The organism is Lysinibacillus sphaericus (assembly GCF_015844675.1).
Classification (GTDB): Bacteria; Bacillota; Bacilli; order Bacillales_A; family Planococcaceae; genus Lysinibacillus; species Lysinibacillus sphaericus_E.
Window position 1 is genome coordinate 46,646 of the sequence record NZ_LDGC01000025.1, and the last position, 16,434, is coordinate 63,079.

General features: G+C 38.2%; 14 protein-coding genes. 10 read left to right on the top strand and 4 right to left on the bottom strand.

Annotation, left to right across the window (positions count from 1 at the left end):
* Nucleotides 1-65 precede the first annotated feature (65 nt).
* Nucleotides 66-269 carry a YlaI family protein gene (locus ABE34_RS08385; RefSeq protein WP_079559728.1) on the bottom strand — a complete coding sequence of 68 codons (204 nt, stop codon included), beginning with the start codon at nt 267-269 and terminating at the stop codon, nt 66-68.
* Nucleotides 270-280: 11 nt separating this feature from the next.
* The gene (locus ABE34_RS08390; protein WP_197141711.1) at nt 281-781 is read right to left on the bottom strand and encodes a peptidyl-prolyl cis-trans isomerase; all 501 of its coding nucleotides are present in this window, start codon (nt 779-781) and stop codon (nt 281-283) included.
* Between the two features lie 181 nt (nt 782-962).
* On the opposite strand from ABE34_RS08390, the gene ABE34_RS08395 reads away from it, so the two are divergent.
* From ABE34_RS08395 to pyc, 3 genes are read left to right on the top strand one after another with little or no spacing between them, the layout of a single operon-like run.
* Entirely contained in the window at nt 963-1,244 is a 282-nt protein-coding gene (locus tag ABE34_RS08395; protein ID WP_079559730.1) for a YlaN family protein, read from the top strand.
* Between the two features lie 59 nt (nt 1,245-1,303).
* Nucleotides 1,304-2,488 (top strand): FtsW/RodA/SpoVE family cell cycle protein, encoded by a 1,185-nt coding sequence (locus ABE34_RS08400; protein WP_197141712.1) that lies wholly within the window; start codon nt 1,304-1,306, stop codon nt 2,486-2,488.
* Between the two features lie 12 nt (nt 2,489-2,500).
* Nucleotides 2,501-5,935, top strand: coding sequence for a pyruvate carboxylase (pyc, locus tag ABE34_RS08405; RefSeq protein WP_197141714.1), 3,435 nt, complete (start codon nt 2,501-2,503; stop codon nt 5,933-5,935).
* A gap of 596 nt (nt 5,936-6,531) precedes the next feature.
* On the opposite strand, the gene ABE34_RS08410 is transcribed toward pyc, so the two are convergent.
* Nucleotides 6,532-7,455 carry a COX15/CtaA family protein gene (locus tag ABE34_RS08410; protein WP_079559733.1) on the bottom strand — a complete coding sequence of 308 codons (924 nt, stop codon included), beginning with the start codon at nt 7,453-7,455 and terminating at the stop codon, nt 6,532-6,534.
* Between the two features lie 335 nt (nt 7,456-7,790).
* Between ABE34_RS08410 and cyoE the strand changes: the two genes are divergently transcribed.
* The 7 genes from cyoE (at nt 7,791) to ABE34_RS08445 (ending at nt 15,165) form a co-directional block, all read left to right on the top strand.
* Complete coding sequence (gene cyoE, locus ABE34_RS08415) at nt 7,791-8,708, top strand: heme o synthase (protein ID WP_079559734.1); 918 nt, start codon at nt 7,791-7,793, stop codon at nt 8,706-8,708.
* Between the two features lie 100 nt (nt 8,709-8,808).
* Nucleotides 8,809-9,897: a cytochrome c oxidase subunit II gene (gene coxB / locus ABE34_RS08420; protein WP_197141716.1), complete on the top strand. Its 1,089-nt coding sequence runs from the start codon at nt 8,809-8,811 to the stop codon at nt 9,895-9,897.
* Nucleotides 9,898-9,936: 39 nt separating this feature from the next.
* Complete coding sequence (gene ctaD / locus ABE34_RS08425) at nt 9,937-11,820, top strand: cytochrome c oxidase subunit I (protein WP_197141718.1); 1,884 nt, start codon at nt 9,937-9,939, stop codon at nt 11,818-11,820.
* Nucleotides 11,820-12,446 (top strand): cytochrome c oxidase subunit 3, encoded by a 627-nt coding sequence (locus ABE34_RS08430; protein WP_197141720.1) that lies wholly within the window; start codon nt 11,820-11,822, stop codon nt 12,444-12,446. Before ctaD ends, ABE34_RS08430 begins: the two co-directional genes overlap by 1 nt.
* A gap of 1 nt (nt 12,447) precedes the next feature.
* Entirely contained in the window at nt 12,448-12,792 is a 345-nt protein-coding gene (locus tag ABE34_RS08435) for a cytochrome C oxidase subunit IV family protein (protein ID WP_197141722.1), read from the top strand.
* 958 nt (nt 12,793-13,750) lie between these two features.
* A complete protein-coding gene (gene ctaG, locus ABE34_RS08440; RefSeq protein WP_197141724.1) occupies nt 13,751-14,674 on the top strand; it encodes a cytochrome c oxidase assembly factor CtaG in 924 nt (307 codons plus the stop codon).
* A 29-nt stretch (nt 14,675-14,703) separates the two neighbouring features.
* Nucleotides 14,704-15,165, top strand: coding sequence for a DUF420 domain-containing protein (locus ABE34_RS08445; protein WP_197141727.1), 462 nt, complete (start codon nt 14,704-14,706; stop codon nt 15,163-15,165).
* A gap of 59 nt (nt 15,166-15,224) precedes the next feature.
* On the opposite strand, the gene ytvI is transcribed toward ABE34_RS08445, so the two are convergent.
* Complete coding sequence (gene ytvI / locus ABE34_RS08450) at nt 15,225-16,289, bottom strand: sporulation integral membrane protein YtvI (protein WP_197141729.1); 1,065 nt, start codon at nt 16,287-16,289, stop codon at nt 15,225-15,227.
* Nucleotides 16,290-16,434: the final 145 nt, after the last annotated feature.

Here is a 16,434-nt window from a genome sequence, read left to right on the forward strand (position 1 = left end):
TGGTGAGTAGCCTGAACGATAAAGGAGGTGACTCAAATAATGAGTCACCTCCTTCGGCTGATCAGTTAAAATTCTTTATCCATCTGTGGTGAAGTACGATAAAAACGGAAATTTCCTGTTTCAATGCGTGCGACGGTATTATCTTCAATACGGTCATGACATGTTTCACACATATACGTATGAATTGGTCGATTGCGTAATTTTTTTGCTAACGGTAAATTATCATCTAAATTATTAATAGTATCGCAAATAACGCATTTTACGCGCATTGCATTCCCTCCTACTCAGCACGAATAGCTAATACATTTTTGATAGGGTTGTCTACATTTGAACCGTCTCTAAATAGCACATGAACAGGACCATCTTCCATTAATGGCTTACCATCTTGGCTATATTTTAAAATGAATGTATAAGCTTCTTCGATTGTAAACGGATATTCTTTGCCATCTTCACATTCAATGACGATTGTTGTTGCTTCGGGTTTAATATCAGCATTTTTCAAGAAGTGACTTAATTCGATTCCGAAAGTGCCTGTTTCCATCCCTTTGCGGTCGAATTTTCGTTCTGATTTCAATGTTGGTGGGAAAGTAGCTCCTTCCATAATCTCACGAGACCAGTGAGCACCTACCTCACGCATATATTTAATATCCGAATCTTCTTCAACTTCTTTTGTGTCGAAGTACGTTTTTAAATCTAATTTACGATCATCGAAAATCCAAACAGTGGGATCTAATGTTAATTGGAATGTAACTGCGCCCTTAATAGGAATTATTGTTTCCATTATAGAAATCCTCCTTAAATCTTGTATATCCATGAATAGTATAACGCTAATGACTAGAGATAATAAAGAAATATAATTCGATTTCTCTATTTTCCAATGTAGACACTTGCATTTTTAACGACTAAAAGATAAACTTTATTAAGATAGAATCGAAGAAATATCAGATAATGGGGGCGTCCTCATGGATACTAAATCACAAACTTCTTTTCAAGAGAAGGCTTTGGAGCTTTTAGTTGCTGATGCAGATAAAATTGCTCGCCTCATTCGAGTACAAATGGATCATTTAACAATGCCACAATGCCCTCTATATGAAGAAGTATTAGATACACAAATGTTCGGCCTTTCACGTGAAATTGAATTTGCTGTGAAGCTTGGACTCATTGAACGCGAAAAAGGCAAAGAAATTCTCGATTCACTCGAGAAAGAACTTTCTGTACTACATGACGCGTATACAGACAAATAAAAAGAAAAAACTCAAACGCATTTGCGATTTGAGTTTTTTTTCTAGAATGAGGTTTTACGATGAAACAATACTTAAAACGTTATGCACAAAACTTTGATTATCCGTTGTTTTTTACTGTTCTATTATTAAGCTTATTTGGTTTAGTAATGATTTATAGCTCCAGTATGATGGTGGCGATTGCACATAAAGGACAAGAACCAGATTTCTATTATCACAAGCAAGTAATCAATTTAATTGTAGGTTTTTTTGGATTTTTAATAGCGGCATTTTTCCCGTATAAACATTATGCGAATAAAAATGTTATGTTGTTACTGACGGCTGTGCTAGTTGTTCTATTTACTTGGGTAAAAGTTGCTGGTAACGGTGATACGGCAGGGATAGGTTCTAAAAGTTGGATACATGTTCCGGGTTTTGGTAATTTTCAACCTTCTGAATATGCGAAGCTATTTATAATTTTATATTTTGCTGCAGCTTTTTATCGGAAAGGGCAGAAATATACGCTTGAAAAGCTACAACCAACTGAAATATTTTATCCTATTTTCCTCTGGATTCTTGTTGTTGCGGGTGTAGCATTTGAAACCGATTTGGGAGCAAGTATTATTCTATGTGGAATTGCGGTTTGTGTTGTAGCAGCGAGTGGTATTCCGTTTAAAACGTTTTGGAAGTTTTTTGGCGTGTTGGGCGCGTTTGGAGGAGTCATTTTTGGTATACTAATGCTGTTTAAAGGAAATATGATAACGCCAAACCGTTTAGGACGTCTTAAATCATACATTAATCCGTTTGAGTATGAGACTGGTAGTGGTCACCAAGTTGTCAATAGTTATTATGCCATTGGCGGAGGCGGTTTAGAAGGAAGAGGTCTCGGTCAATCGATTCAAAAATTGGGGTATTTGCCTGAACCACAAACCGATTTTATTATGGCAATTATTATGGAGGAACTAGGAATTTGGGGAGTTCTTATCGTTTTAGGTGGTTTAGGTTTTATTGTATATAAAGGATTTTCGATCGCGTTGCGCACGAAAGATCCACTAGCACGTATGATTACGGCTGGTATTGCGAGCTGGATTGGCTGGCAAACGTTTATCAATCTTGGGGGTGTAACTGGGTTAATCCCGTTAACCGGTGTCACGCTACCTTTTATTAGCTATGGCGGGACATCTATAATTATTCTATCTTTAGCGATGGGAATATTAATCAATATTTCTATGTTTGAAAAGGTAGAAAGGAGAAAGACACAATCATAAAGGGGGATATCAATGGAATCAATCAACAAAATTCTCGTAGCCAATCGAGGAGAAATTGCAATTCGTATTTTCCGTGCATGTACGGAGTTGAATTTCCAAACTGTAGCCATTTATTCGCGGGAGGACAGTGGGGCATTCCATCGTTTTAAAGCAGATGAAGCCTATTTAGTAGGAGCTGGCAAGAAACCAATTGATGCTTATTTAGATATTGAGGGCATTATTGCGATTGCGAAAGATGCTAATGTTGATGCGATTCATCCAGGTTATGGCTTTTTATCAGAAAACGTAGAATTTGCACGTCGATGTGAAGAAGAGGGGATTGTTTTCATTGGACCAACTTCCCAGCATTTAGATATGTTTGGGGATAAGGTGAAGGCGCGTGAACAAGCAATTGCTGCAGGTATTCCTGTTATACCAGGTACAGATGGTCCAGTAGCTAATTTAGCGGAGGTAGAAGCTTTTGCTAGCGCATATGATTATCCAATTATGATTAAGGCAGCACTAGGCGGCGGTGGTCGTGGAATGCGCCTTGTTCATACAGCAGAGGAGCTAGCGTCCTCCTATGAACGTGCAAAATCAGAGGCGAAAGCAGCATTTGGCTCTGATGAGGTGTATGTAGAAAAGGCTATTATTAAGCCAAAGCATATTGAAGTCCAAATTATTGGCGATCAACAGGGCAATATCATTCATTTATATGAACGTGATTGCTCGATTCAACGACGACATCAAAAGGTTGTTGAAATCGCACCGTCTAATTCAATTTCGGAAGATTTAAGAAGCCGAATTTGCGATGCTGCTGTTCAATTAATGAAAAATGTCTCATACATAAATGCAGGGACAGTAGAATTTTTAGTTGCAGGCGATGAATTTTATTTCATCGAGGTCAACCCTCGTATTCAAGTAGAGCATACGATTACTGAAATGATTACGGGTGTTGATATTGTGCACGCCCAAATTAAAGTGGCAGCAGGGTACGGTCTGCATAGTGCCGAAATCCATATTCCACAACAGGCGGATATTCCAATGATCGGCTATGCGATTCAAGCGCGTGTTACAACGGAAGACCCAGCTAATGATTTTATGCCTGATACAGGGAAGCTTATGGTGTACCGTTCAAGCGGTGGTTTTGGCGTTCGATTAGATGCCGGCAATGGCTTCCAAGGAGCTGTAGTAACGCCGTACTATGATTCGCTACTAGTTAAAATTTCAACGACAGGGATGACGTTTAAAGAAGCGGCAGCAAAAATGGACCGAAACTTAAAAGAGTTCCGTATTCGTGGGGTGAAAACGAATATTCCATTTTTAAATAATGTCGTAACGCACGAGAAGTTTTTAACGGGTGCATTTGATACAAGCTTTATCGATTCAACACCTGAACTATTTAATTTCCCTGAGCGCAAGGACCGTGGGACAAAGCTCTTAAGCTATATTGGCAATGTGACACTAAATGGCTTCCCAGGTGTAGAGAAGAAGTCGAAACCAATTTTTGTGCAGCCGAGCATCCCAAAAGTTGATAAATTAATCGTTCCTCCGGCAGGGACAAAGCAAATTTTAGATGCCCAAGGAGCAGACGGGCTTGTGAAATGGATTTTGGAGCAAGAGGATGTGCTATTAACAGATACAACTTTCCGAGATGCACACCAGTCACTTCTTGCAACACGTGTGCGTTCACAGGATATGTTCGAAGTTGCAGATGCAACAGCGCGCATGATGCATGATTTCTTCTCACTAGAAATGTGGGGAGGCGCGACGTTTGATGTGGCGTACCGTTTCTTAAAAGAAGACCCATGGGAGCGTCTTGCCAAGCTCCGTGAACAAGTACCGAATGTACTATTCCAAATGTTATTGCGAGGTGCGAATGCAGTTGGCTACACAAATTACCCAGACAATTTAATTCGTGAGTTTATCGCTGAATCAGCGGCATCAGGCATTGACGTATTCCGTATTTTCGATAGCTTGAACTGGATTAAAGGAATGGAAGTAGCCATTGATGCAGCACGTCAATCAGGTAAAATTGCTGAAGCTGCGATTTGTTACACAGGGGATATTTTTGATGAATCAAGAGCGAAATATTCAGTGCAATACTACAAGGAAATGGCAAAAGAGCTAGAGGCAGCAGGTGCCCATATTTTAGCGATAAAAGATATGGCAGGATTATTGAAGCCAGAAGCAGCCTATCGTTTAATTTCAGAGTTGAAAGAGACAACAAGTCTGCCAATCCATCTGCATACGCATGATACAAGTGGCAATGGTATTTATTTATATGCCAAGGCGATTGAAGCAGGGGTAGATATCATTGATACGGCGCTCGGTTCAATGGCAGGTTTAACATCACAGCCAAGTGCAAACTCTTTGTATTATGCAATGAAGGGCGGTAAGCGCGAGGTTCGTGCCGATATCGATGCGCTTGAAAAGTTATCGTACTACTGGGAAGATGTGCGTAAATATTATAAGGATTTTGAAAGCGGTATGATTAGCCCGCATTCTGAAATTTATGTCCATGAAATGCCAGGTGGTCAGTACAGTAACTTGCAACAGCAAGCCAAAGCAGTAGGCCTTGGAGATAGATGGGAAGAAGTGAAGCGTATGTATTCCCGCGTAAACCTTCTATTTGGCGATATTGTCAAAGTAACCCCTTCTTCGAAAGTAGTCGGTGATATGGCGTTATTTATGGTGCAAAATGATTTAGATGAAAACTCGGTACTAACAAGAGGGCAAACAATCGATTTCCCAGATTCCGTGATTGAATTCTTCCAAGGTTATTTAGGACAACCGCATGGTGGCTTCCCAGAGGCACTTCAAAAGGTTGTGTTAAAGGATCGTGAAGCAATTATAGTACGTCCTGGCGAGCTATTAGAGCCTGTGAATTTTGAGCAATTAGAGGCGATACTAGAGGAAAAATTAAATCGTCCTGTGACAAAGCAGGATGTCCTAGCATTTGCTTTGTATCCTAAAGTGTTTGAAGAGTATGCAAAAACAGTGAGCTCCTTCGGCAAAATTTCGGTATTAGATACGCCAACATTCCTTTACGGGTTAAAACTAGGTGAAGAAATCGAAGTCGAGATTGAAAAAGGAAAAACACTAATCATTAAACTTGTTTCTATTGGAGAACCGCAGCACGATGGTACGCGTGTTATATACTTTGAGCTAAACGGTCAATCCCGTGAATTAGTGATTCAAGATATGACTGTCGAAGTAGATGGCAGTCTGGCATTAAAAGCAGACCCAAGCAATCCAAATCAAATTGGCGCAACGATGCCTGGAACAGTCTTAAAAGTAGTCGTATCGAAAGGAAGCCATGTAAAACGTGGGGATCACTTATTAATTACCGAAGCGATGAAAATGGAAACAACCGTCCAAGCACCGAAAGACGGTATCGTGAAAGAAGTATACGCTCATGCGGGCGATGCTATTTCAACAGGTGATTTGTTAATTGAAATTGAATAATTGATAATAAAGAAGGTTATTAGAAGGCTTTTATAGCATACTAATAACCTTTTTTATGGCTCATCACCATAACGTGTGGTTGATTTCCGTTTCAGCTGGGCGCTTTGCCGCTGCCGCTACGCTTTCGCGCAGTTAAAACATTTGCTGTCGCTTCGCTTTCGCACAGAGCAAAGCTTCCTGGGGGCGTCCAATGAGGCGCTTGGGGCAACAGATGTCTTTTGCGCGAAAGCGTGAGTGCAACGTAGCGGCAGCATAGGGTTTTGGTTTTGTTTGTGCGAAAGCGCAGCGACAGCAACAGCAGGATGTTGGTCACAAAGACGTTATCACAGGACGTGATGGTTTTAGCCTTCGTTCCCCTATCGCTGATCCCCAAGGAGTCGCCCAGCCGTAACGAAAACAACTAATATACAGGGCATATATTTTTATTTGTAGCGAAAGTGAAGCGTCAGCTACAAATGTTTTTGGTGCGATAATACAATAAAATTTGCTATATTGTAATAATAAACTTATTGATTTTTTTACTTATAAATGATAGAAACATTTGCCGAAATAAAAAAGATTCACTACTGGAAAATGTAGCGAATCTTTTTCTACTATTATTTGCTTTTTTCATTATAATTGCTACGTGCAACTAGCATTATCATGTAACAAAGTAGACCAAATAGAATTGAAATGAATAATGAATGAAGTAATGCGACTGTTAAATTCAATTTAGTTAGGACTACTAACATACCTGCGATCATTTGTAAAATTACTATAGTAAAGGCAATAATCCAGCCATAGTAAATAACGCGTTGATTTTTATATTCTTTTACAACGTGCCAAGTTATGTATGCAATCCAAATGAAAAAGATAAGAACTGCTAGGCGATGCCCCATTTGCACCCATTCGTACATATTATTAAAAGGTGCGAATGGTGTTTCGTTATAGCAAAATGGCCAGTCAGGACATATTAAGCTAGAATCTGTATGGCGAACAAGCGCCCCTGTATAAACGACTAAATAAGAATAAATTGTGACAGCAATTGTATGCCAACGTAACTTTTTACCAATAAATACGTTATCGGCATCAAATTTCCGATCGACTTCAAATACAATCATAGAAAGAAGGAGCACAGCAGCAAAGGAAATAAGAGATATCCCAAAGTGGAGCGCTAATATGAAATCGCCTTGTCCCCACAACACTTGAGCTGCTCCAATAAGAGCTTGTGCGATTAAGAAAAACATCGCTAAGAAACCTAATAATTTTACTTCTCGAATATGACCGAGTTTACGCCATGTCCAAACTGTTAACGCAAGAATCGAAATAGATACAACTCCAGTTACAAGACGATGAGAAAATTCAATTAAGACTTCTGGTGTTATTTCTTTTGGAATAAGAGAACCATTACAATCTGGCCAATTTCGACCACAGCCTAAGCCACTATCTGTTTTGGTAACAAGTGCTCCGCCTAATAAAATAAGGAGCATTCCAACTGTAGCGGCAACAGCAAACCATTTCATATACTTGTTGTGTTGCATAAAATGAGTCACCTACTTTATCTATGAACATTACATGAAAGTAATGTTTCTGCTAATAGATGATATCGAAAATACAGGTAAAAAACAACTTGTAAAGAGTAGGGAGTATTAGATGTCGATTCCATTTCACAAATTGTTCATAATTTCGTACTCTAACCTTCACAATTCATTTTGGAAAATGATTTACTATAGATATGTTGTTTTTATTATATTTCTAGACAAAGCTAATTTTTACAACTTCATCTAAATTTCACTTAATGTCTAGAAATCAATCGCAAATTTCGCTATAGTAATTGGTAGCGGAATATGCTTACAAAAATGAAAGGAGAGGTATCATGTCAAACGGTCGTGCACTGACGGCTACTAGAAATGGTGGACCAGCATCAACATCTGTTGTGAAAGATTTCTTAGCACTGATAAAAATTGGAATTGTTAACTCGAATCTTGTCACAACGTTTACAGGGATGTGGCTGGCATTTCAATTTACTAGTAGACACTTCTTGCAAGAGCTTGATGTCATATTGTTCACCATGCTGGGTGCAGCATTGATTATAGGTGGCTCGGGCGCAATGAATAACTTTATTGATCAGGATATTGACCCAATCATGAAAAGAACGAAGGCAAGACCGACAGTAACGGGTAGATTTAAGCCGAATTTTGTACTGACCATTGCCCTCTCATTTTTAATTGTAGGTGAAATTTTGTTATTTGCGGCATCGTTTGCGGCCGGCATGTGGGGACTTGTAGGAATATTTGCTTATGTTGTTCTGTACTCAATGTGGTCAAAGAGGAAGCATGTTAGTAACACGGTTGTAGGAAGTATTTCGGGGGCAATCCCACCAGTTATTGGGTTTGCAGCTGTGGAGCCTACATTAGGTGCTGGAGCACTTGCCTTATTCCTGATCATGTTTGCATGGCAACCACCGCATTTTTATGCACTTGCTATGAAACGTACTGAGGAATATCGTGCAGCTAATATACCAATGCTACCAGTAGTAAAGGGATTTAAACGAACTAAGTACTCAATGTTATTCTGGATTCTTTTATTATTACCGTTACCTTTCCTTTTACCGGAGCTTGGGATTGGCTTCTTAATTCTTGCGACTGCATTGAACTTGGGCTGGTTGATTCTAGCTTTTAAAGGCTTTACGACAAAAGATGATATGAAATGGGCAAATAAAATGTTTATCTATTCTTTGAATCATATGACCATACTATTTGTATCCATCATAATTTTTGCGTTGTTTAGCTAAATGTAGGAATTCTTTCTTTTCTTAAAGAATTCATATAGACAGAACTGGTGTCCTAGATACACATGAAAATACAACAAAGAAAGAGGGGTTTAATTAAGCTATGATGAAAGGGCTTAAAAAGTGGCGTCTTTTTTCACTACTAGCAGTGATGATGGTTTTCCTTTCTGGTTGTGGTGAAGATTATATTTCTGCACTGAAACCGTCTGGCCAAGTAGGTAAAGAACAATTCAATCTATTAATGCTAGCTACTGGAATTATGACGTTAGTTGTAGTAGTAGTATCCGTTGTCTATTTACTTGCATTCTTAAAATTCCGCCGTGCAAAAGTTGGCGAAAATGTTATTCCTAAGCAAGTAGAAGGAAGTCACACTCTTGAAGTGATTTGGACAGTTATACCAATTATTTTATTATTAATCTTAGCTGTACCGGTTGTTACGGCTACTTACAAATTTGCAGATGTTGCTGCGATGGACGAAGTAGATGAAAACGGTGACAAAACAGCACTTACAGTAAATGTAACTGCGAAATTATATTGGTGGGAGTTTGAATACCCTAACCAAGGTATTGTAACGGCACAAGAATTAGTAGTACCAACAGGTCAAAAAGTTTACTTTAACTTAAAAGCTGCCGATGTTAAGCACTCATTCTGGATTCCTGCTGTAGGCGGTAAAATGGATACGAACGTAGATAACTTGAACAAGTTCTATCTAGAATTCGATAAAGAATCAAAAGACCTTAAAGACGGCGTATTCTATGGTAAATGTGCTGAGTTATGTGGTCCTTCACATGCATTAATGGACTTCAAAGTTAAAGCATTAAGCCCAGATGCATTCGATACATGGGTAGCTTCAATGAAAGCAACAGATGGGAAAAAGGCTGACAAAGCTTCAACAGATCTAGGAGAAGCAAAATTTGCTCAGAGCTGTATGGGTTGTCATGCTGTATCAGGTACAAGTGGTGCAGGCACACCAGGTCCTAACTTAGCTACTTTTGGTGACCGTAACCGTGTTGCTGGTTTCTTAGAACATAATGAAGAAAACTTAAAAGATTGGATTAAAGATCCTGGCAAATTCAAACCAGGTAACTTAATGATGAATCCAGATGGTACTGCGCCTATTTATGGCGACTTAACTGAAGAAGAAGTTCAAGCTCTTGCAACGTATATCATGGGCTTATCTGTTGAGAAATAATTTTAGTTTTATGTAACAAACTTGAGGGAGGTAAAAGTTGTGAGCTCATACACACAGAAAAAGGGCTTTGGAGCAACTGTCTGGGACTACATTACAACTGTTGACCATAAAAAGTTAGCAGTAATGTATTTATTAGCCGGTACACTGTTCTTTGCTATCGCTGGTTTTGAAGCGTTATTAATGCGTATTCAATTAATGAAACCAAATAACGACTTCGTATCAGCTGGTTTTTTCAATGAATTATTAACAATGCACGGAACAACAATGTTATTCCTAGCTGCGACTCCATTACTATTCGCATTTATGAACATGCTTGTACCATTACAAATTGGTGCGCGTGACGTAGCATTCCCGTTCCTTAACTCTTTAGGGTTCTGGTTATTCTTCCTAGGTGCAGTATTCCTTCACCTATCATTCTTTATGGGTGGCGCTCCTGATGCGGGCTGGACGTCTTATGCATCATTATCTTTATATTCTCCTGGACATGGTATTGACTTCTATGTTCTCGGTTTACAAATATCAGGTGCAGGTACGTTAATTTCAGGTCTTAACTTTATCGTTACGATTATTACAATGCGTGCTCCAGGTATGACATTTATGCGTATGCCATTATTCACTTGGACTTCTCTAGTATCAAGTGCATTAATCCTATTTGCATTCCCTCCATTAACAATTGGTTTATTAATGATGTTATTTGACCGTATGTTCGGTGGTAACTTCTTTGACCATTTAATGGGTGGTAACACAATTATTTGGGAACACTTATTCTGGATCTTCGGACACCCAGAAGTTTATATCTTAGTATTACCAGCGTTCGGTTTATTCTCTGAGATTATTCCAGCGTTCTCTCGTAAACGTTTATTCGGATACTCTTCAATGGTATTCGCAACAATTTTAATCGGTTTCTTAGGGTTCATGGTTTGGGCTCACCACATGTTTACAGTTGGTCTTGGGCCAACAGCTAACGCAATCTTTGCTGTTGCAACGATGGCGATTGCGGTTCCAACAGGTATGAAAGTATTCAACTGGATCTTAACTATTTGGGGCGGATCTATTAAAGTTACAACACCAATGCTTTATGCACTTGGTTTCATCCCGTCATTCGTTGCGGGTGGTGTTACAGGGGTAATGCAAGCATCTGCACCTCTTGACTACCAATTACACGATTCTTACTTTATCGTTGCTCACTTCCACTACGTAATCGTTGGTGGTATCGTAACAGCGTTATTTGGTTCAGCGCACTTCTACTGGCCAATTTTCTTCAACCGTATGTTAAACGAAACACTTGGTAAAATTACTTTCTGGGTATTCTTTATCGGATTCCATTTAACGTTCTTCGTTCAACATTTCTTAGGTTTAATGGGTATGCCACGTCGCGTATTCACTTACATGGAAGGTCAAGGTTGGGATCAGTTCAACTATATCTCTACAATCGGTGCATTAATGATGGGTGTAGGGGTTATCTTAATGGTAATCAACTGTTTAATGTCAATCAAAGGCAAACCAGCAGGTCGCGATCCATGGGGCGATGGACGTACTTTAGAATGGTCAATTCCACAACCAATCCCATTCTATAACTTCCGTCAAACACCTCTTGTTCGTGGTTTAGATCCTTGGTGGATTGAAAAGCAAGAAGGTAATAAAGAAGTTACATTTGCTGAGCCAATCGGTGATATTCATATGCCAAACAACTCAGCTATCCCATTTGTTATTTCTATGGGTATGTTTATCGCAGCATTCGGTGCTCTTTACAATCCAGATGCAGATAAACCATGGTCAATTTATATTTTAATTGCTGGTCTTGCAATTACATTTGGTGCTATGATTTTCCGTTCTGTTAAGGACGATCACGGCTTCCACTTACACAAAGAAGAAATTCTTGAAATTGAAGAACATCTTTACGGCAAAGGAGGAAATAAATAATGGATTTCAATACTAAATTTACTCCTCATACTTGGCCAGATCATCCTGAACAAGCTACGATGGAAGGGAAAAATAAAGTTGTTGGTTTCTGGATTTTCCTTGCCTGTGAAGTTGTACTTTTCGCAAGTTTATTCGCTACTTACTTAGCGCTTAAGAACAAAGGGCCAGCTGGCATGGAGTTCACAACACAAAGTTTATTTGAATTACCTTTAGCTTTCGCTATGACGATGTTATTATTAACATCATCACTAACGTCTGTTTATGCCATTTACCATATGCGTAACTTTAACTTTAAGGCTATGCAAACTTGGTTAGGTATAACATTGCTTTTAGGTCTTGGATTCTTAGGTCTTGAAATTTATGAATTCAATCATTATGTAGGTCTTGGTTTTACATTTGACCAATCTGCATTCTCAACTGCGTTTTATTCATTAGTTGGTACACATGGTTTCCACGTAACATTAGGTCTTGTGTGGATTGCTACGTTAATGCTTCGTAATGCTAAGCGTGGTCTTAACTTATACAATGCACCTAAATTCTTCGTGGCTGCATTATACTGGCACTTTATCGACGTAGTTTGGGTATTCATCTTTACAGTAGTTTACTTGATGGGAGTGATCGGATAATATGTCATCACACGATACACCTATAGTTGCTAAGTCACAGGCACAATACGAGTATGATCGTCATCATAATGCCGTTCATATGCGTAAACAAGTAATCAACTTTGCGATTATGATTTTCTTTACGTTTATCGCATTCGCAGTAGTTGCAGCTGATTTTTCTAAATACTTAATATTACCGCTTATTTTATTGCTTGCTGGAGTTCAAGTTGTTCTTCAACTTTACTCTTTCATGCACTTAGAAGACAAAAAAACACACTTCGGTGGTGTAATTGGCTTCTTCATGTGGATGGGTATTTTAATCGCATTTACATTCTTCTTAGCATTTTTAACAATCATTTGGTGGTAATCACCAAAAAAGCACGTTCTCTACTTTATGTAGGAACGTGCTTTTCTTCTATTGTGTCAATGAAATTAAGGAGTTAGTTATAAAGTATAGCTTGGGCAAAGCAAAAGGGGGGGGATTTCCGTTACGACTGAGCGCTTTCCTGGGGGCGTCCGATGAGCCGCTTCACTCGCGTTGCTCGCTCCATGGTCTCATCTGTGACGCTGATCCCCGAGGAGTCGCCCAGTCTCCACTCCAATCAACTTATCCACATGACATACTTTTTAACAAGATGACATCCAACTTTTAGTTTTATCGAAACACTTTCAGAAATTATCGCCCAACTTCTGAATATTATCGATAAACTTTCACGTTTTATCATCTAACTTTTAAATTTTATCGACATCCACCTTTCGAAGAGCAAAAAGGATTCATACACAAAACTGTGCGTGAATCCTTTTAATTTATTATGTTGCCCAGTCTCCATCCCAATCAACTGATTCACAAAGCATGTATCCTCTGACATGTCGCTTTAATTTAAGTGATAAAGTTTAGCAAAAGAGTTTCGTCTTAGGACAGCAACGACAATGTACAATTACGTCACTGTTAGAAGTCTATTCTGTTCAATTATGATGTGTAGTCATAGTGTCCAATCTTGAAATACATAAAATTAATAAAAATTCTACGCTATTGTTGATTGGAGTGGAAGGCTACTCGACTCCCGTGGGAAAGCGAGACAGGCGAGACCCTGCACGGAGCGGAGGAAGCGGCTCGACGCTCGCCCACAGGAAAGCGAGTAGCCTGGAACGGAAATCATCCTCATAAAAGTGTCACAACATTCACAGATTTCTTTGACCATATTGTTTTTCACACTTTAAACCACCGTAAACTATGGTTAGTAATTTGTTCACCTTTCGTTCATTGCAGAATGTTTGTAAGCGTTCTATAATAGGGATACTGAAGTTAAAGGAGTGCGTTTTGTATGCCACTTAGTATATTTGGTTTCCAAGCTTTATGGAGCCCATACTTAATAGGGGTTCTTGTTTTTATAACAGTCATCTATTTTCTAGTCACAACAAAGTGGCGGAAGGATTTTAAAGTAAGTGAGCCTTTGAAAAAAGGAGAGGCTATTTATTTTGTACTGGCGATGGTAACGATATATATTATTAAAGGATCTCCAATAGATTTAATGGCGCACATTATGTTTACAATGCATATGGTGCAAATGGCTATTTTATTGTTACTTGTACCGATTTTCTTAATTAAGGGGATTCCTTGGTGGATATGGAAAGTTGCAATTGAAGCACCAGTTGTTAGATCTTTATTTAAAGTATTAACATTTCCCGTCGCTGCAGTATTTGTGTTTATTGGTCTATTTTCTTTCTATCACTTACCTGCAGTGCTAGACTACATTAAATTAAACGAAACTCTACATGGTACATATACATTTGTATTATTTGTTTCTGCTGTCTTAATGTATTGGCCTTTGATTCAAAAGATGCCAAATCAACCACAAATGAAGCCCTTGCATAAATTAGCCTATATCATTTCGAATGCGGTATTAATTACACCTGCGTGTGCGTTAATTATTTTTGCACCAAATGCTATGTATGAAACATATACAAATGGTGAAGCATGGCTAAAGGCAATGGAACTTTGTGTACCAGTGGCCACACTTTCTAGTTTATCTCTTTCAGGACCAGAGCTCTTTACAAATATGACACCTGTTGCGGATCAGCAACTAGGCGGCGTTTTAATGAAGATATTACAAGAGCTTATTTTCGGGGTATTACTAGGGGCGATTTTCCTTAATTGGTATCGTGCAGAACAAAAGGATCCGGATAAAATTACTGCCGATGCTTTAAAAGAGCATCAAAAGAAATGGGAAAGCCAGCAGCAACATTAATTGTAAAAAAGAAATAAGGGGTTTTGTCGATGGAATTGCAAATTTTGCCTACTATAAGTACATCATTCATCGTTATTAGTGCTGTACTTGTAGCTATTGGTTGGGGCTTAATTATAAAAAGAAAGGTTGAGGCACATAAAAAAGTAATGTTTGCAGCAGGAGTTGCAGCACTTATCTTCTTTATTATTTATGCCTCACGTACAATCTTTATTGGTAACACAGCGTTTGGTGGCGGAGAAGATTTAAAACCTTATTATACGTTCTTCTTAATTTTCCACATTACGCTTGCAACAACTGGAGCAGTATTTGGGATTGTTAGTATCATCTCTGGTTTGAAAACGAATCTTAAGCTTCACCGTCGTATTGGACCAATTACAAGTATTATTTGGTTCTTCGTAGCTATTACGGGAGTTCTTGTTTACTTGTTACTTTATGTTTTATTTGAGCCAGGTGAAACAACATCTGTCATTAAAGCTATTTTAGGTTTCTAACTTCATTTAGCTGGTGTCATTGTGCTGAAGTATATTTGATCAAAAAGATCTCCCTCCTTTTATTTTTGAGAAGGAGGGAGATTTTTTATGGATGTTTGATTAAATAGGGACAGGACAACAACAAAGAGTAAAGGGCCGATTAAAATACCAACAAATCCAAACATTTCAAAACCGATAAACATTGCAATAAAGGTTATGAGTGAGGAGAGTCCAACTTTATTTCCAATCACTCTAGGTTCAATCATACGCCGAACTAAAAAAAGTGCGATTGTTAATACGACTAGCATAACAGCAAAAATATAATCACCTGTAAAGGCTTTGTATAGTGCCCATGGAAGAAGCAAAATGAACGAGTCTAAAAAAGGAACGAAGTCTAAAATGACTAGCAAGAGTGATAATACAAGTGGGAATGGAGTTTTAAGAAAATAAAAAGTCCCAAAAGATATAGCTAAAATACAAATACCAACAAAAAATTGTGCTTTCATAAAACCAAATAAAGCAAGTTTCACACGCTGTCCAATAAATAGTATTTTTTGTTGATAGTGAAACGGAATAGGTGCTAACATTTTACGGTTAATATTCGGTAGTTCTAAAAGAAACATATATAACACAATCCAATAAACAAAAATATCAAACAAACGTGAAGTAATATACGTAAGGAAAGATGACCAAACATTCACATTTGTTAAAGAAAGAGCATATTTCTCAATTGCAGAAAGAGCTTGTGCTATCATAAGCTGAATTTGTATAACAAGATCTAAGGGCAAACGATGCGTGTAGTTAGAGAGCTTGGATTGCATTTGAATCCATATTGCTGAGAGCTGATTGAGGTACTCTGGAATATCAATGATAAATATTGAGAATTGTTTCCAGCTTATAAATATGATGAGAATACATAATAATAATGTCACAATTGAAAAGATCATAAAAAAAATGGATGCGACTATTTTTCGTTTTTTTCGGAACCGTTTACTAATTCGTATGATGACAGGTTCCAATAATAATGCAGTTACGTAGGCAAGCAGTATCGGTAATGACAAGGATATAAACCAGAGGATTGCAATTCCGATCGCTATAACGATTATCGGATGGCGAAAAAAAGGGCTTTTTAAAAATTGTAACATCTATCTCACCTACATCATGTATAAGATATAGTTAGTATGAGAAGAAATAAAATTTTTACTCAAAATAAAAAAGACTGGACCACCAGTCTTTTCAGTTTAGCTATTGCACTGCATGCTATTGTCGTTACTGTTACCTGAATAAAAA